Origin of the sequence: Nannocystis pusilla, assembly GCF_020073745.1 — a bacterium.
Taxonomy (GTDB): Bacteria; Myxococcota_A; Polyangia; order Nannocystales; family Nannocystaceae; genus Nannocystis; species Nannocystis radixulma.
Genome location: NZ_JAIRAU010000010.1, coordinates 20761 through 37335, shown reverse-complemented (window position 1 = coordinate 37335; position 16575 = coordinate 20761). Strand labels below are relative to the sequence as shown.

Genomic DNA, 16575 nt, shown 5'->3' with positions numbered 1-16575 from the left:
AGTTGGCGCCAGCGTTGCGGAGGTCGCTGCGGATCGACGGCCACGAGGTCAGCTTGCGCCCGCGCGCGCCGCCGGCCTCGATGAGGGTCCACGGGCCGTGGCAGATGGCGGCGATCGGCTTGTCGGCGGCGACGAAGTGGCGGATGAACTTGATCGCGTCCTCGTCGAGCCGCAACTTGTCGGGATTGATCACCCCGCCGGGCAGCAGCAGCGCGTCGAATTCGGCCGGGCGCGCGGCCGACAGCTCGAGGTCGACCGGGAACTCGTCACCCCAGTCGGTGAACTTCCAGCCGCGCACGCGCTTCTTCTCCGGCGAGATCAGCACCGTCTCGGCCCCGGCGGCGTCGAGCGCCTTGCGCGGCTCGACCAATTCGACCTGCTCGAACCCGTTGGTGACCAGAATGGCGACTCTTCTTCCCTGCAGCCTCGTCGATGACATCGTCGTCTCCGCCGATGACATGGGCCAAGACGGCCGATGCGCAACTCCGCGGGCCCGGCGCGGCGGGCTCGACCGGTGCATGGCGACGCGACGGATGCCTGCGTCTTCGGCGGGCTCGACCATCGTCGGTGAGCGGGGCGCGGCGCTGTCGCCGGCCGGGGTGGTGCTGTGGGAGGTGACGCTCCCGTCGCCGGCGCACATGCACGCGGTGCCGTCCGACGTCATCGTCACGACCGACGGGGGCCCTGGCGGTCGTTGATGTCGCAATTCGACGCGGATGTCCTCGAGGACAGCGTGCTCGGCTACGCGCGATTCACCGCGGACGCGGGCGCGCAGACGTGGTGGAAGGACTGGGCTCCCCCCGACGGCTGGTCGGTCCGCGCGGGCCCGGCCGACGTCGAGCCGTTCGGCGGGCTGTTCGTCGGCGCCGGCGAGCACGAGGGCGGGATGTCGCGCACGCGGGTGTTCCGCATCGACAAGGACGGCGCGGTGCTGTGGGCGACCAAGCGGCCCGGCGGCGACGTGCGCGACCTGCTGTTCTTCGGCCCGCCGGAGCGGATCTACGCGGTCACGAAGGACGCGATCCTGCAGTACGGCAACTGGTGATTGAGAAGGATGACCCGAAGGACATGTCCGTCGGGTCGAGTCGTGGGGCAGCGCCGCGTGGACCCCGGGTCAGGGGCCGATCATGAGATAGCGGACGATCGCGCCGAGTTGCTGCGTCGGGTGGTAGAGCGCCATGTGCATGTTGCCGGCGGTGTCGAGCTGCACGGAGACAGGGTCGTCCCCGTCCTCGATCACGGTGATGTGCTCGGACGGGGCGCTCCCGGGCCAGGCCATGCGGACCTCGGTACGAACGGTCCTCTGCTGGGGGATCCACAGGCAGCCGTGTTCGGGTGGGCACATCGAGATGTACTCCCCTTCCACCCGCTGCCAGCGGTACAGCGCGCGCACCTCGTCGATGCTGGCGAGCAAGGCCGCTGGTTGGATGGTGGTGCCTGCGTGCTCGCATGTCTCACCGGGGCCCTTCGGCTGCGCCGAGCCGCACGTGTCCACGAAGGTCTCCTCGGCGATCAACTGCTCACTGGACCAGGCGCCGTCCGCGTCGCGGTGTGCGAGGACCAGCGTGTGGTCGCCCCTGGCCTCGTCGATGAGATCGCCGTTCGTCAGCAGCCACGAGCTGTCGTCGGGCGCGACGACCATGGCGAAATCCCTGGCTTCGATCGCGTTCCAGTTGACCGCGACGGCGACCTCGGGCGCGGCCGGCGGCGCGGCCCACAACACCCGGATCGGGCCCTCGCCGGATCTGTCCCACAGCGCGATCCGTGGTTCGTCCGCGGCGCTGAGATCGATGCTCAGGCGGGTCGCCGCCTGCGGGAAGACCGGGTGATCATGCCATGCACCGTCGTATGTGCGATGGTGCGCGGCGAGGCTCGAGTCGACGTGGGCGATGTGGACGACACCCGAACGGTCGACGACCATCTGCCCGGGGCCGAGGTGGTGTTTGCCGTCGAGCTCACTGACTCGAGCCCATGCGCCGTCGCTCCGCCGCCACAGGCTCACGCCGTAGGCGCCGTCGTAGACAGCGACGATCGCCGCGCCGTCGAGCGGGTCGATGGCCAGGTTGCCGGCGGCGAGTCTCATCGGCGTCTGCTCGGACTTCCACGCCCCGTCGGGCCAGCGCTGGGCGAAGAACCCGACGAAGCCTCCCTCCGCCGAGGAGTACAGCACCGAGGGCTCGCAGCTGGCCCGGAGGGCGAGCGATGGCAGCGAGTTGCGGAACACCGAGTCGGGAGAGACGGTCTCGTCTCGCTTGAGCACGCATGGCGTCCCGTCGCCGCACAGCGGCGCGCGCACGGGATATCGATCGGCGGCGCATGACCGCAATCCTTGTTCCGGCGGATCTCCCGGCGCTCCGCTGGTCGGGTCGTCCGAGGTGCCTGTCGTGCCGCTCGTGGTATCCGTGGACGCTCCGACGGTGGAGCCGCCGACTTCACCACCGCCACAGCCGGCGAACCAACACGCCAGCGCGGGGGCGATCAGTCGGAGCAGAGCGCTTTTCGCGACCGACCGGTGTGGACGCGCGAGCGAAGGCCGAGCGGCGGCGAGTGGAGCGAGCCCGCGCATACGGCGATTCTATCAGACTGGGCCTGTGTCGCACCGGGTCGAGTCGCGTGGCGCTAGATCGACTTCAGGTACTCGATCAGGTCGGAGCGCTCGGCGGCCGTCAACGTGAACCCGAGGACAGGTTCGTAGTGGTCGACGACCTCGCCGAGGTCGGCGAAACGGCCGTCGTGGTAGAAGCCGCCCTTCGTGCGCGCCCACAGGCCGCGCAGCGGGGCGGTCCGGTAGCGCTCGTCGGGCGAGCGCAGCGCCTGGAACTCGTCGATCCCGATCTCCGCGCCGGTGTGCATCGCCCAGCCGGGCTCCGAGAACAGCGGCGGCACGTGGCAGGTGGCGCACCCGGCCACGCCGCGGAACAGCTCGGCGCCGCGCTCCGCCGCCGCGACCGAGTACGAGCCCGTGGGCGGGGTCGGCGGCGGGATCGACAGCTGATAGTAATGCAGCGCCTCGAGCTTCGGTGTGATCTCGTCGACCGCGTCGCGCTTGTCGTCCCACCCGGTCTTCGCGGCCAGGGGGAACGTGACGGGGTCGGCCAGGCGGGGGTCGTAGAACGTGCCCTGGCCGTGCATCTGGGTGGCGGCGACGAACGCGTTCCAGTACGGCACCGAGCCCCGGCCGTTGTAGGTGTGGAGGTTCTGCCCGGCGAGGCCGTAGGCCGCGGGGAGCAGCGTCGCGGCCGAGCGCCCGTCCGGGCGGAAGGCCTTGCCGTCGAGCAAGAGCACGGCGTCGTACTTGCCGGGGCCCCAGGACAGCAGCACCTCGCGGACCTTCCCGGCGTCGAGCCCGAAGATGTCGACGAGGGGCTGGAGCGTCGGCGCCATCGCCACGATCGCGCCGACGTCGAGGTCGCGGTTGGGCCAGCCGTCGAGGCGGCGACCGATGCCCTCGGTCAGCGAGTCGTCGACCGTCGAGTGGCACAGCGCGCAGGTGATGCCGACCGAGACCAACTGCTCGCCGGCGAAGGTCCCGCGCAGGCCGACGATCGCGTCGCGCCGCAGCAGATCGAGCGTGGTCTCGCCTCGCCACCGGCATAAGAAAACCTCCTGAATCCTCGGAGGGTGTAGGCGTCCGCCGGAGTCGCAACCTGGAGCGTCGCACGAATGTGGGCACCGCCACACCGTCCGCGGCGCGCACGTCGGCGTGTCCCGGCGCGCGGGCATGGTGGTGCAGCCGCGCGGCCCGGGGCCGCGCCCGGCCGCGACGGCGCGGCGCAGGGCTCCGCAGGCGAGGCCGCCGCCTCGTCCTTCTCGCGGAGGTCGAGGGCGGCGCCCAGGCTGTCTCTTCGGACATGTGATGCCCCCGGCTCGGCGAGGGCAGCCCGGCTCACTCCGGCGAATGCCCGGAGGCCCGCGAGTCGGGGCGGGGCCGCACGACGACCTTCTTTTCGGTGCCGGGGGCGCGGAGGGTGTGCAGCTCGAGCTCCGGCTGCGGGGCGGGCGCTCCGTTGGCGCCGCCGGCGTCGGTGGGGCACAGCCAGGGCAGGTTGTCGACGTCCATCGTCGGCTCGACCTCGAGGTCGGTGAACTGGACCTTCGGGTGGGTGGCGGTGGCGAGATTGCCGGCGAGGGCGATGTCGGCGGTGGGGACGGTCAGGACGACGGTGTTGCCGCTGGCGAGCGCGCAAGGAGTGGTGATCCCGGCGATCACGGTGAGCTGGTCGATCTCAATCGGCACGCCCGAGGGCGGCCCCATGCTCGCGGAGAAGGTCAGGAAGACGTCCGTGAGGTTCGGATCCTCGGCGAGGTAATAAAATCCTCCGAGGCGGAACGAGCCGAGGATCCAGCCCATGCTGACGACGATGCGCGTGAACTCGGGATCTTGCATCGCCTCCAGCATCGGCTCGATCTCGGCGCCGACGACCGCGTTGCGGGCATCGACGGCGGCCTGCGCGTCGGCCTGCAGGGCCGGGTCGTCGGGCTGGGCGGCGGGGACGACGTCGGCGAGCAGCTGATCGGCGGGCGCGTCGCCGTCCTCGACCTTGAGCTCCCAAGCAGGGACTGCGTCGCGGCGGAGGAGCAGGCCGGCGAGCACGCCGAGGTCGTAGAATTCACGGCCGCTGTCGAAGGTCTCGCCGCCGAGGAACACGCCGTCGGGGAGGTGAGAGATGGCGAGCGCGAGCAGCTCGTCGTCGGCGGCGTCGCAGCCGAGCTCGGCGAGGGCGCTCATCATCAGGCTGACGTACTCCGCCGAGCCCTCGGTGCAATCGTAGCGGCGGCTCAGCTCCATCTCGTCGGCGTGCTCGGTGTGCAGGCGCTCGCGCCAGTGGGCGGCGGCGGCCAGGCTGTCCTCGCCGTTCACGTCGGCGAGCAGCGATCGCATCAGCTGCGCGCGCAGGTAGCGGGGCTCCCACGGCTCGGGGTAGGGGGCCGAGCGGCTGCCGTTGCCGACGTTCCAGTCGTTCTGATCGCTGAGGAAGTGGAACCCCTCGTGGAAGCTCAACGAGGTGGCGAAGTCGGGCCAGACCACGCCGCCGCTCATCATGATGGAGTCATTGGTCTCCTGCGTCGCGTCGAGCGAGATCCCGAGGGTCAGCACCCCGCCGAGCTGGTTGATGTTGAAGAAGGAGGTCCACTCCGGCGGCAGGGCGTCGAGCGGCCCCTCGGTGACTCTCGGCGGCTCTCCGTCGCCCTGCTGATAATTCCACACCCACGCGCGGTTCTCCGCCTCCGAGGCCAGCAGCACCTGGCGCGAGCGATAGTTGGCCTCGACGTCGGGCCAGATCCGCTCGGGGCACTCATACATCGCCACGTCGAGCGCGGCGATGATCTGCTCGACGCGGGTCAGCGGCTCGCCGCCGGTGGTGGTGTCGCCGTCGGTCGTCGTGGTCGGGGCGGTGGTCTCGCCGGTGGTCGGCGCTTCGGTGGTGGTATCGTCGGTCGTGCCAGTGCTGCTCGTCGTGGTCGAACCGGTCGGGCTCTCGGTCGATTCGCTGGAGTTGTTGTTGCAGGCGGCGAGCGCCCCGACGAGGATGATCAAGGGTCGTAACGAGATGGGCATGACCGTCGGAGGGTCACATCCCGCGAGCAGTCTGTCCAGCGACCGCGAACGGACGCGCGAACCGTGAACTGCGTTTCGCGGCCCCGCGGCGCCGAGGCACCAGCGCGGCGTCGTGGCGGCCCCGAGTACCCGGTCGGCCTTGCGCGTCGACGCTCGGCCGAGGGGCCGCCGCGACGGAGCGTTCAGTCGGCCAGCTCCGGCAATGGCGACACCCCGGGCACCAGCGGAATGGTCGCACCATCGAGCACGAGCTCGCCGCCGGGGCCGTCGGCGTCGAAGCGGACGCGCGCGTCTCCGCCGTTCAGCGTGAGCTCGACCCCGAGCTGCGAGCCGGCGTGGCTGGGGGTGGCGGCCGTCACGGCCCCGTCGGTCGACAGGACGTGGAGGAAGCGCGAGGCGCCGTCGGGGCTGACGTGGGCGGTGTCGATGCGGAAGCCGCCGCTCATGTCGTCGTCGGCGGTCCAGTCGAACACCGATGATTCGGCGTCGTCGGGGGCGATCCGGCGAATCACCAGAGTGGCGGCGTCGCCGGCGAGGGTGGCGACGTCGCCGGCCAGGGCCGGCTGGATCGGGGTGTTGAGCTGCCACACCCGCTCGGCGCCGCCGCTGGTGTCGACGCGGTCGAAGACCACGAGGACGTCGGGGTGGAGGAACACGAGCTCGCGCTCGACCCGGCCGACGGCGGCGTGGCCGTCGTAGATCGGGGTGACGTCGACGGCGGCGTAGGTCCAGCCGTCGCCCTCCGCGAGGGCCAGCAACTCGGCCGGGGCGGCGCCCTCGCGCTGCGTCACCGTCTCCCCGCCGGCGACGATCCGGACCAGGTTGTGCAGCTCCTCTTCCTGGCGGATCCCCGAGTGCGACAGGATGTTCTGATCGTAGGCCAGCCACTCGCCGCGGTAGAACAGCAGCGAGCCCTTGTCGCGGTGCGCGTGCGATTCGGTGTAGGGCCCGGTCGCGAGGTGGACCCACGTGGCGTCGGGGTCCCAGCTCGAGCGGGCGTAGATCTGGCCGGTGCCGGGAGCGTGGTAGGCGGTGTGCAGCTCGGAGCCGGCGGCGGCCGGATGGTCGCTCACGTCGTACCAGAAGTCCCACACGGCCATGAAGTGCTGGCTCATCTCGGGCACCGAGCAATTCGCCAGCCACCAGCGGGCCGTCGGCGCGACCGGGTCGTCGCGGTACATGTGCGCGAGCAGCTGCACGTAATCGCGGTGGTAGTCGAACAGGGCGGCGGTCGAGTCGCGCGCGTGGTCGCCGACGGGGGCGATTCGGTCGCGGGTGGGGACCACGGTGTGCAGCATGTGCAGCAGCGAGGCGCGCGTGTGGCCGGTGAGGTCCTTGATCGATTCGCCGGTCGAGGTCTCCCAGAAGTCGTAGAGGCGGAACAGCCGCGCCATCGCCACGCCGTAGCCGGTGCCCTCGCGCGAGCCGCCGCCGGCGAGGTCGGCCTCGAACGTGGGCACGAGCTGGCCGGCGATCTTGGTGTCGCGGAACATGTCGACCCATCCGGCGGCGTCGGGGTGCTCGTCGTAGGCGGCGAGCCCGAGGTACAGGGTGGCCTGCAGGAACGAATAATAGTAGTTGTTCGACGGGTTGTCGATCGACCATCCGCTCCACTCGAACAGGTTGCCGCCCCAGCTGGCCTCCTGCGGGTGCCAGACGTTCCACACCGCCTGGTTGGCGTAGTCGAGCCAGCGCTGGCGCTGGCTGTCGTCGAGCGAATCATGGCACCAGTCGTAGACGAGCGCGAGGTTGCCGATCCGGTCGCCGACGTAGAGGTAGCTGTCGGCGGCGACCTCGGCCCGCTCGCCCATGGCGATAAGCGCCTCCTCGGCGGCCAGGGCGGCGTCGGTGCCGGCGACGGCGAACGTGCAATACTCGGCCTCGCCGGTGAGCTGCCCGAGCAGGGCGGCGAACCACGGCTGAAACTCGTAGTGCTCGCTGCCGGCCATCTCCGAGTCGACGATCTCGACGAAGCGCGCGGCCGCGGGGGTGTTCGCGTCGAGCGCGGTGACCAGGCGCGCGCGCGTGTCGTCGTCGGCGAGGGCGATCCGCGGGTGCGTCGGCGAGACCTCGCCGCCGGTGGTGGTGGTGCCCTCGGTGGTGGTCGGACCGGCGGTCGTCGGCGCAGTGGTGGTCGGGTCGCCGATCGTCGGCTCGTCGGAGGTCGCGCCGCCGGTGGTGCCGGTGCCCGGCGAATCGGTGGTGGGCCCGTCGCTCGTGGGCGCGGCGGTGGTCGCGTCGGTGGTGGTGCTCCCGTCGCCGCCGCAGGCCGCCTGCAGACCGAGGCCCATCGCCAGCATCGCCGATATGTTGGTCAAGCGCATGCGCCGACGATACTCGAGGCCGCTGGCCGCTGCCCAGGCGCGAATCGGCGCGATTGACGAGTGGGCCCGAGACCTCATGTTCGCGCCCGCGCGATCGCAGGAGAGGTACGTCGCCGGCGATGGGCGTCCCCGACGCCCGCGGGCGAGCGAGCGGCAGAAGCGGGCCGGCGTCCGCGCACGAGGTGCGCCGGCAGTGCGCGGCGTTCGAGCACCGCGGCCGCGTCGGCTCCGGCGCCGCGGTCCGCCAGTGCGAGCATTCGCGATTGTCCGTCCCAACGGCGAATGCGGGCCGGCGCGGGGCGCTGACCGGCGCTCGCTCGCCTCCTCGACGCGCCGGCGCGGAGATCTTCTGTGGTGGATCCGACATCGACCGCGGCGGCGGAGCGGCGGCGGGTGGACGGAGCGATCGAGCGGTGTGACGATTCTTTATATGAGCTCGTCCACTCGCACCGCACGGGTCGTGATCGTCGCCGGCGCGGCTCTCGCCGCCTGCCCGGGTGACTCCGCCCATTTGATCGCCGACACGGATTCGCCGATTCCGGGGATCGTCATCGACGCCACCTCCGAGGCCGATACGCCGGTCCCCGAGGAGGGCACGACCGGGGGCGCCGCGGCCGAGGCGCCATTGACCCGCATCGAGCGGATCATCGCCGCGCTCGATACGGCGATGTACGAGTGCCCCGAGCGCTCGTGGCCGGACGTGGCGACCAATTACCGCGAGCGGCAGGTGCTGCTCGCGTCGGTGGCGGAGGACCGCGGGTGGTTGTGGAACGACCAGAGCGGCGCCGGCGGGGCGCCGGCGGTGAAGGAGACCCCGCTGAGCGCGTTATCGGCGGAGTGGGGGGCGTACTTCAACGTCGGCATGCTCGACGGGGTCAAGACCCTGGGGATCTCGCTCGACGACACGCAGAAGAACAACGAGGGGATCCTGGCAAACGGCGGGGCGCTGTGGCCCGATTACGCGATCGCGCTGGCGTTCCACGAGGGCTTCCACTTCCTCAGCGACCAGGACGACTGGAACGACGGCGAGGGCAGCCGCTCGGCGGCCTATCCGGAGCCGTGGGAGCCCCGCTACCTGCGCGCGCAGCTGAAGCGGGCGCTGCTCGCGGAGGTCCAGGGCGAGGGCCAGGGCCTGGCCGCGGCGGCCTACTGGCACTCGCGCCTGCAGAGCGAATACGCCGCCGAGATGAAGGCGATCCGCAGCTATGATTGCACCGAGGGCTCGGCCGAGTACGTCAGCCTGATGATGAGCGCGATCGCGGAGCTCGGCTGCGAGGCGTCGGACGAGGAGGTGTTGAAGCTGGCGATCTCGCACGTCCCGGGCAGCCAGTTCCTCAGCGCCGGGTCCTTCTTCGACGCCGGCCTCGAGCCCTACGAGCTCGGCGTGCTCGCCGGTCTGCTGCTGCGCCGCGAGAAGGTCGCCGGCTGGGAGCTCGCGGTCGAGAACGGGAAGGCGCCGGCCGATCAATTGCTGGCGCAGGTGGCCCCGGCGGCCCAGGCCGACGACCCCGCCGTGCAGGCCGCGGCGCAGATGGCGGTGGCAGCCCGCAACGAGGCAGTCGGCGCGCAGATCGAGCCGATGCTGGCGCGCATGCAGGACCCCGCGTACACGCGGATCGCGGTCAGCTTCGAGTGGATCGCCGGCTCGTTCGGCGTCGCCGGCTTCTACTACCTGGCCCAGGACCCCGCGCTCTCGCAGGTGATGCTGCGCTTCTCGGCGGCGCTGGCCACCCCGTCGCAGGTGTCGATCTCGGTCCATGATCAGACGGTGCTCGCGGGGGTCGCCACGCCGTGCGCGCTGGCCGATGGCTACGTCATCGCCGTGACCGTGCCGACCGCCGCGCTGTCGCTGGCCGGCGGCAAGGCGACCGCGAACGATCCGCAGGTCGCATTCGCCGACCTCGCGGTCGAGCCGACGATGGATATGAACAATCTCCCGTGGCTGTGCCCCGTCGACGCCGGCGGCGCGAATGGTGCCCCGGCCCCGCAGCCGGGGCCCGGTCTGCACGTCCTGCGCAAAACCGAGAGCGGGCCGACGCGGGTGCTGGTCCGGCCGGCCAAGGAGCCCTGAATCGCGCACCTGCGGGCGAACTCGCGCAGAATGCGCGCGGGTTCGCGCAAATCCCTTGACTGTCGGCGCGGTTTCGCGCGACGCTACGGTCCATGCGCCTCGCCGCCGACGCCCCCACGCCCGACTGGAACCTCCTCGAGGCCGCGTTCGAATGTGCGGACCCGGAATTGCGCTCCTACTACGATACGGTCACCGGTGAGGTATGCATGACCGGTCCGTTCGAGGACGACCCGGGCGAGCGCGAGCGGATCGACGCCGACCCGCAGCGCTACATCGAGATCGAGCACGTCGCCTCGCGCGAGCGGTACCGCTGGATGGAGCGCTTCGCGCTCGAGGAGGTCGCCGACCAGCGCCTGCGCGAGCGGCTGCTGCGCGCGCTGACGGGCAGCCGGGTGTTCCGTCGCTTCAAGGACGCGCTGCTGGCGGCGCCGTCCGTGCGCGAGCGGTGGTTCGTCTATCACAACAGCGCGCTCCGGCGAGAGATCGAGCAATGGTTCGCGGAGCGCGACCTGCCGGTCGGCACGCCGCCGCCGTGGTCGCGCAGCCCGGACGACGGCGCGAGGGAGGAGCGAGACGGCCCGGCGTGAGCAGGAGTCAGCGGCAGGGCGGGTTGTCGGCGCCGGGCGTGCCGGTGTGCATCGGGAAGTACTCGCCGGCCGCGGCGCACCAGGCCGCGGGCTCGTCGTTGGCGAGCGCGTCCTCTTGCCCGGGGTCGAGCTGGATGCCGACGCCGACGGCGAACGGCCAGGTCATCGGCTCGAACTCGACGACGTCGACGTCGACGTCGTCGCAGCGGAGGATGAAGGCGTCGCCGGTGTTGGTCAGCGAGAACTGCTGGGCGAAGGCGTAGGCGACATCGTCGATGCCGCCGTTCTGCGCGGCGTCGGCGGTCTTGGCCATCACGATCCGCCCGCCGGGCGCGATCACCAGCGGACCGCCGGCGTCGACGAGGTGATCGTCGTCGTTGACGCCCAGGTCGGCGAGCACGCAGCCGTCGAGGTCGAAGTACTCGTCGGTGATGTTCTTCAGCTCGAACCACTCGGCGTCGAAGTCGGTCAGCTGCGGATCGATCATCATCTCGACGACGATCACCTGGCCCTCGCCAGGCCGCCCCGGATCGATGCAGGCGCCGTCCTCGCAGTGCTGCGGGGCGACGCACGGGTCGGGGTCGCAGGGGTCCACCGGCGCGGTGGTGCTGCTGGTGTCGGCCGTCGTGGTGTCCGAGGTGGTGGTGCCGGTCGTGGTCGAGGTGGTCGGATCGACAGCGGTGGTGCCGGTGGTGGTGCCCGTCGTCGTGGTGGTGCCGGTGGTCGGTTCTGCGGTCGCGCTGTCGCTGTCGCTGCCGCTCGTGGTGGTCGAGGTGGCCGAGGTGCCGGTGGTCGGCGTGTCGGAGGTCGTGCTCGAAGTGCTCGTGCTGGTGCCGTCGGTCGCGCCGGCGGAGGCCGAGTCGTCGCCGTCGTCGCCGCAGGCCGGCAATGCCAGGAGCGAGATCGAGAGAGGGAGAATGCGCGTCATGCAGGGTCGTCCGCGGCGAAAATAGGCGCGCCGATCGACGGGGTCAAGCAGGCACGAAACGGTCGCAGGCGCGCCATGGCGGGCGCAGATTCGTGGTGTCGTGATTCGTGGTGGTGGGCGGCTATGCACGAATCGCCGGGTGACTCGCGTGATCACGCCTCGTGGAGCGCGAACACGGCCCCCTGCGGGTCCTCGCACTGGGCCACGCGCGCGCCGCCCGGCGTGCGCGACGGTCCGCTCAGCACCCGGCCGCCGCCGGCGCGCACGCGGGCGAGCGCGGCGTCCACGTCGGCGACGGGGAAGTAGAACAGCCAGTGCGGGTGGATCTCCGGCCGCCGTGCTGCGCTCGACATGCCGCCGACGCTGCCGCCGCCCGCGTGCCACGCGAACTCCTGATAGTCGCCGAGGGCGGGCCCGAGGTCGCGCAATTGCGTCGGCTCCCAGGCGAACATCGAGCGATAGATCGCCGAGGCGCGCGTGTGATCGTCGGTGTGCAGATCGTGCCAGGCGAGCGCCGCGGTCGCCGGTGCGGCCCGCGACGTCACCGCAAAGACGGCGCCGAGCGGATCGCGGAGCGGTGCGACGATCGTGCCGTCCGCGCGCGTCTGGGTCGGGCCGAGCTGCGTCGCGCCGAGAGCGACGAATCGTCCGACGGCGTCGGCGACGTCGGCGACGCCGACGTGTCCGAGCCAGTGCGCCGGGGCGCCCTGGGCCGCCGCCCGCGCCGGCAGCGGGGCGAACTCGCCGACGGCGGGCTCGCCGGGGCGGAGGCTGAAGGTCGCGTCGGGGGCGGCGCCGACGAGGCCGACGGCCTCGACGTAGAAGCGGCGCGCCGCGAGCGGGTCGGTGGTCCTGAGCTCGTACCAGCAGAAGAGGGGCATCGCGGCCGCAACCTACCACGAACCGCCTGCGCGCCGCGAGGGCCCGGATTGCCGCTCGCGGGCGCGGTGGTACCAATGATCGCGGAGCGTGAAATCATGCGACAATCCCATGTGCTCTTGATGCTCGGGTCGCTCGCGGCGCTGGCGGGCTGCGGCGAGCGTGGCGCTCGCGGCAATGTCGACACCTCGACCGGCGCGGCTCCGGCCGCGGTGGAGGCGAATCCGCCGCAGGTCGACGACACCGGCGGGGCGCTCGTCGACGAGGTGACGGGCGTGGAGGCGGTGCCCGAGGGCGCGGGGCAGGTCGAGGCGGCGGAGGAGGAGGACGTGCCGGCGCCGGCGCCGGAGACCGCGGAGGAGGCGGCGCAGCAATTCGCGGCCTGGCTGACCGACCGCGTGGCGCCGGTGCCGGCGCTGTTGACGGCGACGTCGGCGATCGAGGTGGCGATGCACTGCGACGGGTGCGACCGCGAAGCGCCGGTGAAGACGGTCACGGTGGTCGGCATCGACGCCATGAGCGCGCTCGAGCGCGAGCTGCGGGCCGAGGTGGTCCTGGGCATGTGGGACTTCGGCGACCAGCTCGAGTGCAAGGACGGCTGCTGTCGCTTCCTCATCGATCCGGAGCTCGGGCAGTCGGAGCACGTCATGGGCCTGAAGCGGGTCTGCGTGGCCACCGACGCGGCCGGCAAGCCGACCGCCTACACGCGCGTCGAGGGCGTCGGCGCCTGGCCCAAGAGCGCGAAGGAGTGAGCGCGCAGGCGCGCCGGGTCGGGTGGCCAGAACGCGCCACCGGTTGACCGATCTTTCGCCATTCTCGCGCGCCGGGCGGCGTGTTAATCCTTCACGGTCCGTGGCGAGGAGCGTGAAGTGGCACGATTGGTCTCTGTCATCATTCCGATGTTGTTGCTCGCGGCGTGCGCGCGCGGGCGCGGCGAATCGGCGGAGTCGGGCCCGCCCGGCGGGCTGCTCGAGGGGATCCGCGATCGCGGCGGGCGCGTGCTGGCGCAGGACGCGTACGGCGACGGTGCGACGAATCTGGTGTACCTCGACCAGGGCTGGGGGCCGGCCGAGACGCTGTGGTTCTATCACGCCGATCAGGGCTCGGTGCTGATGCCGTACGACACGCTCATGCATCTCGAGCAGATCGACCGCGAGGCGCCGCTGACGAGCCCGGAGCACCTGACGAAGTTCCGGTTCCTCGATCAACACCCGACGCCGAACAACCCGGACGGGCTGCCGATCGGCTTCGCGCGCCACGAGGACCAGGTGGGGCTGACGTGCGCGGCCTGTCACACGACGCAGATCAACTACCAGGGCACGGCGATCCGCATCGACGGGGGGCCGGCGCTCGCGGACGTGCCGGGCTGTACGGGGTCACGCTCGCCGAGGCCGACCGCTGGGCGCTGGTCGAGTACCTGAAGACGCTGTGAGCGGCCGCGAGCGGTTCAATCGCTCGGCGCGCGCGTCAAGGTCGACGGGGTCACGCCGAGCACGCGCCGCATGCAGCGGGTCATGTGGCTCTGGTGCGAGAAGCCGGCCGCGAGCGCGACCTCGCTGGCGGGCATGCGCCCGCGCAGCAGCAGCGCGCGGGCCCGCTCGACCCTCCGGTGGATCACGTAGGTGTGCACGGGCTGGCCGAGCGAGCGGCGAAACAGGGTCTTGAGGTGCGAGGCGCTGATGCCGGCGATGTCGGCGATGGCGGCGAGCGAGAGGTCGCGGTCGAGGTTGTCCTCGATGTAGTCGGTGACGCGGCGCAGCTGCTGGGCGGTGAGGCCTCGCGGGCGGCGGGGCGGCGGGGCGGCGAGCGGTCCGAGCAGGCGCACGGCGAGGGCGAGACCGAGGGTCTCGGCGAACACCGGGCCGCACGGGCTGCCGGCGACTCGCTCGGCCTCGAGCGCCCAGGCGATGTGCTCGATCTGCGGGTCGCGGAACTGATGGCGCGGCGGCAGCTCGGCGCGGTCGGGGTCGAGGCCGAGGTCCCCGGCGGCGCGGCGCACCAGCGCCGGGGTGAGCTGGACGATCAGCCCGCTGCTGACGTCGGACTGATGCCATTCGTCGCTGATGCCCGCGGGGAACACGTCGATCTCGCCGCGGGTGTAGGTCGAGCGGTGGTGCTGACATTGGCAGCGCGCCGGCGGACCGGCGTGGACGCGCACGCGGTGGTCGGCGGTCGCGGCGAGCGTGGCGAGGCCGGCGGCGATCGTCTCGTGGTCGAGGCGCGGGGACAGGGGAGCGAGCCCCGCGAGCGCGTCGGTCGGTGGCATGGGCGCCAGCATAGCCGAGGGGGCCGGGGTCCTGACGGCACGGCGACGTCCGATCGTGTCCGGGGAGCGTCCGATCGTGCGCGACGCGGGCGGCGGGCGGGCCTATCTCAAGGGCATGCAATCGAACTCCACACACTACGAGGCCGCGTTGCTCGGCCTGGGAGCGATGGGCGCGGCCCTCGCTCGCGCGGCGCTGGCCGGGGGCCGGCGCGTGATCGTCTGGAACCGGACCGCGGCTCGCGCGGAGCCGCTGGTGGGTGCAGGGGCGACCCTGGCCGCGAGCGCGGCGGCGGCGGTCGAGGCCGCGGCGGTCGTGATCGTGTGCGTCACCGACTACGCGGCGACGCTGTCGTTGCTGGCGGACATCGACCTCCGCGGCAAGACGCTGGTGCAGCTGAGCACGGGCACGCCGCAGGAGGCGCGCGCGCTGGCGGCGTGGGCGGCCGGCCGCGGGGCGCAGTACCTCGATGGGGCGATCGTGGCGGTGCCGAGCCAGATCGGCGGCGAGAACGCGACGATCCTCGCGTCGGGCTCGGAGGCCGCGTACGCGGCGGCCGAGCCGCTGCTGCGCACCACGGCCGCGGTGCGCTTCGTCGGGTCGGGGTCCGGCACGGCCGCGGCGCTCGACCTCGGCGTCCTCTCGACCCTGTTCGGCGCGTTGCTCGGCTTCTATCAGGGGGCGCGGGTGATCGAGTCGGAGCAGCTGCCGGTCGACGGCCTGGGGGCGATGCTGGTGGCGATCATGCCGGCGATCGGCGAGATGATCCGCAACGACGCCGAGGCGATTCATCACGGTCGCTACGCCGCGCCCGAGAGCTCGCTCGAGATCTGCTGGCGCAGCATGGAGCTGCTGACGCGCCAGGCCGCCGAGGCTGCGATCGACGCCAGCTTCGCTCGCTTCGCGGCGGGGCAGCTCTACCGCGGGGTGGCGGCCGGCTTCGGCGACGAGTCCCCGGCGGCGATGATCAAGGTGCTGCGCGCCGCGTCGGCGCAGAAGGGAGCGGGCGCGTGACCGACCTTCGTGGCAAGCGGGCGGTGATCGTCGGGGGGACGCACGGGATCGGGCTGGCGACGGCGAAGCTGATGCGGGCCGGCGGCGCCGAGGTGCTGGTGACCGGACGCGACGCGGGCAACGTGGCGGCCGCGCGGGCCGAGCTCGGCGACCGCGTGGTGTCGTCGGACATCGCCGACCTCGCGGCGATCGACGCGCTCGCCGGGCGCGTGCGCGGCGAGCTCGAGGCGGTCGACCTGGTGTTCATCAACGCCGGCGTGGCCGACCTCGAGCCGATCGAGCGCGTGACGGCGGGGTCGTACGATCGCACCTTCGCGATCAACACCCGCGGGGCGTTCTTCACCGCCCAGCGGCTGGCGCCGCTGGTGCGCGAGGGCGGGGCGATCGTGTTCACGACGTCGATCGCCAGCATCACGGGGACGCCGGGGATGGCGGTGTACTCGGCGAGCAAGGCGGCGGTCGGGGCGTTCGCGCGGGTGCTCGCGGCCGAGCTGCTGCCGCGACGCGTGCGCGTGAACACGGTCAGCCCGGGCTTCATCCGCACGCCGACGATGGGGACGGCCAGCAGCTCGCCCGCCGAGCGCGCGGCGTTCGAAGCCGAGGGCGACGCGATCACGCCGATGGGGCGGATCGGCACGCCCGAGGAGGTCGCGCAGGCGGTCGTGTTCCTGGCGTTCGCGGCGACGTTCACCACCGGCACCGAGCTGTACGTCGACGGCGGGCTCGGCCAGGGGCTGCCGCCGCCGCAGGCGCATGCGTCCTGAAGGCAGGAGCGACCTGTGCCTCGACGGCGGACTCGGACCGGGGCCGCCGCGACCGCAGGCCCGTGCGCGTCAGGGAGATGTCCGATCGGGCATCCACGATGCGTGCGCCGCCGGCGGGTAGCGCAAGTCGACGATCGACTCCGGCGGCACGCGACGCGTGCTGCCGGCGAAGTTCGTCGCGCCG

15 protein-coding genes and 1 pseudogene are annotated in these 16575 nt (G+C 72.1%); 8 read left to right on the top strand and 8 right to left on the bottom strand.

Going from position 1 to position 16575, the window contains the following annotated elements; all coding sequences use genetic code 11:
* The coding region (locus tag K7C98_RS11625; RefSeq protein ID WP_224191677.1) for a type 1 glutamine amidotransferase domain-containing protein at positions 1-439 on the bottom strand (439 nt) is incomplete at its 3' end.
* Between the two features lie 94 nt (positions 440-533).
* Here K7C98_RS11625 and K7C98_RS11620 point away from each other — a divergent pair.
* The gene (locus K7C98_RS11620) at positions 534-698 is read left to right on the top strand and encodes a hypothetical protein (RefSeq protein WP_224191676.1); all 165 of its coding nucleotides are present in this window, start codon (positions 534-536) and stop codon (positions 696-698) included.
* Positions 698-1045, top strand: a complete 348-nt coding sequence (locus K7C98_RS11615) for a hypothetical protein (protein ID WP_224191675.1) — start codon at positions 698-700, stop codon at positions 1043-1045. Before K7C98_RS11620 ends, K7C98_RS11615 begins: the two co-directional genes overlap by 1 nt.
* A 69-nt stretch (positions 1046-1114) precedes the next feature.
* On the opposite strand, the gene K7C98_RS11610 is transcribed toward K7C98_RS11615, so the two are convergent.
* The 4 genes and pseudogenes from K7C98_RS11610 to K7C98_RS11595 all read right to left on the bottom strand — a co-directional run bounded on the left by K7C98_RS11610 (position 1115) and on the right by K7C98_RS11595 (position 7884).
* Positions 1115-2260, bottom strand: coding sequence for a hypothetical protein (locus K7C98_RS11610; RefSeq protein ID WP_224191674.1), 1146 nt, complete (start codon positions 2258-2260; stop codon positions 1115-1117).
* A 359-nt stretch (positions 2261-2619) separates the two neighbouring features.
* A pseudogene (locus K7C98_RS11605) lies at positions 2620-3573 on the bottom strand (hypothetical protein); the annotation flags it as partial.
* 313 nt (positions 3574-3886) lie between these two features.
* Positions 3887-5560, bottom strand: a complete 1674-nt coding sequence (locus K7C98_RS11600) for a hypothetical protein (protein WP_224191672.1) — start codon at positions 5558-5560, stop codon at positions 3887-3889.
* 182 nt (positions 5561-5742) lie between these two features.
* A complete protein-coding gene (locus tag K7C98_RS11595) occupies positions 5743-7884 on the bottom strand; it encodes a hypothetical protein (RefSeq protein ID WP_224191671.1) in 2142 nt (713 codons plus the stop codon).
* Between the two features lie 430 nt (positions 7885-8314).
* Here K7C98_RS11595 and K7C98_RS11590 point away from each other — a divergent pair, with 430 nt between their 5' ends.
* Together K7C98_RS11590 and K7C98_RS11585 are read left to right on the top strand one after the other, a co-directional pair.
* A complete protein-coding gene (locus K7C98_RS11590) occupies positions 8315-9955 on the top strand; it encodes a hypothetical protein (protein ID WP_224191670.1) in 1641 nt (546 codons plus the stop codon).
* Positions 9956-10047: 92 nt separating this feature from the next.
* Positions 10048-10542, top strand: a complete 495-nt coding sequence (locus K7C98_RS11585) for a UPF0158 family protein (protein ID WP_224191669.1) — start codon at positions 10048-10050, stop codon at positions 10540-10542.
* A 7-nt stretch (positions 10543-10549) separates the two neighbouring features.
* Here the strand turns inward: K7C98_RS11585 and K7C98_RS11580 are convergent, their stop codons facing one another.
* Both K7C98_RS11580 and K7C98_RS11575 read right to left on the bottom strand, forming a co-directional pair.
* The gene (locus K7C98_RS11580) at positions 10550-11470 is read right to left on the bottom strand and encodes a lamin tail domain-containing protein (RefSeq protein ID WP_224191668.1); all 921 of its coding nucleotides are present in this window, start codon (positions 11468-11470) and stop codon (positions 10550-10552) included.
* Positions 11471-11622: 152 nt separating this feature from the next.
* Entirely contained in the window at positions 11623-12351 is a 729-nt protein-coding gene (locus tag K7C98_RS11575; RefSeq protein ID WP_224191667.1) for a VOC family protein, read from the bottom strand.
* A 96-nt stretch (positions 12352-12447) separates the two neighbouring features.
* On the opposite strand from K7C98_RS11575, the gene K7C98_RS11570 reads away from it, so the two are divergent.
* Both K7C98_RS11570 and K7C98_RS11565 read left to right on the top strand, forming a co-directional pair.
* Positions 12448-13101, top strand: coding sequence for a hypothetical protein (locus K7C98_RS11570; RefSeq protein WP_224191666.1), 654 nt, complete (start codon positions 12448-12450; stop codon positions 13099-13101).
* 147 nt (positions 13102-13248) lie between these two features.
* Positions 13249-13770 (top strand): hypothetical protein, encoded by a 522-nt coding sequence (locus K7C98_RS11565; RefSeq protein ID WP_224191665.1) that lies wholly within the window; start codon positions 13249-13251, stop codon positions 13768-13770.
* A gap of 26 nt (positions 13771-13796) precedes the next feature.
* Here the strand turns inward: K7C98_RS11565 and K7C98_RS11560 are convergent, their stop codons facing one another.
* Positions 13797-14615 carry an AraC family transcriptional regulator gene (locus K7C98_RS11560; protein WP_224191664.1) on the bottom strand — a complete coding sequence of 273 codons (819 nt, stop codon included), beginning with the start codon at positions 14613-14615 and terminating at the stop codon, positions 13797-13799.
* Positions 14616-14691: 76 nt separating this feature from the next.
* Here K7C98_RS11560 and K7C98_RS44700 point away from each other — a divergent pair, with 76 nt between their 5' ends.
* Positions 14692-15627: an NAD(P)-binding domain-containing protein gene (locus tag K7C98_RS44700; RefSeq protein WP_224191663.1), complete on the top strand. Its 936-nt coding sequence runs from the start codon at positions 14692-14694 to the stop codon at positions 15625-15627.
* Positions 15624-16391 (top strand): SDR family oxidoreductase, encoded by a 768-nt coding sequence (locus K7C98_RS11550; protein WP_224191662.1) that lies wholly within the window; start codon positions 15624-15626, stop codon positions 16389-16391. Before K7C98_RS44700 ends, K7C98_RS11550 begins: the two co-directional genes overlap by 4 nt.
* Positions 16392-16575: the final 184 nt, after the last annotated feature.

Coding starts and splice junctions, on each gene's coding strand:
- K7C98_RS11565 (WP_224191665.1), top strand. CDS start 13,249: ATGTTGTTGCTCGCGGCGTGCGCGCGCGGGCGCGGCGAATCGGCGGAG.
- K7C98_RS11620 (WP_224191676.1), top strand. CDS start 534: ATGCCTGCGTCTTCGGCGGGCTCGACCATCGTCGGTGAGCGGGGCGCG.
- K7C98_RS11595 (WP_224191671.1), bottom strand. CDS start 7,884: ATGCGCTTGACCAACATATCGGCGATGCTGGCGATGGGCCTCGGTCTG.
- K7C98_RS11570 (WP_224191666.1), top strand. CDS start 12,448: ATGCGACAATCCCATGTGCTCTTGATGCTCGGGTCGCTCGCGGCGCTG.
- K7C98_RS11585 (WP_224191669.1), top strand. CDS start 10,048: ATGCGCCTCGCCGCCGACGCCCCCACGCCCGACTGGAACCTCCTCGAG.
- K7C98_RS11580 (WP_224191668.1), bottom strand. CDS start 11,470: ATGACGCGCATTCTCCCTCTCTCGATCTCGCTCCTGGCATTGCCGGCC.
- K7C98_RS11590 (WP_224191670.1), top strand. CDS start 8,315: ATGAGCTCGTCCACTCGCACCGCACGGGTCGTGATCGTCGCCGGCGCG.
- K7C98_RS11615 (WP_224191675.1), top strand. CDS start 698: ATGTCGCAATTCGACGCGGATGTCCTCGAGGACAGCGTGCTCGGCTAC.
- K7C98_RS11575 (WP_224191667.1), bottom strand. CDS start 12,351: ATGCCCCTCTTCTGCTGGTACGAGCTCAGGACCACCGACCCGCTCGCG.
- K7C98_RS11560 (WP_224191664.1), bottom strand. CDS start 14,615: ATGCCACCGACCGACGCGCTCGCGGGGCTCGCTCCCCTGTCCCCGCGC.
- K7C98_RS11600 (WP_224191672.1), bottom strand. CDS start 5,560: ATGCCCATCTCGTTACGACCCTTGATCATCCTCGTCGGGGCGCTCGCC.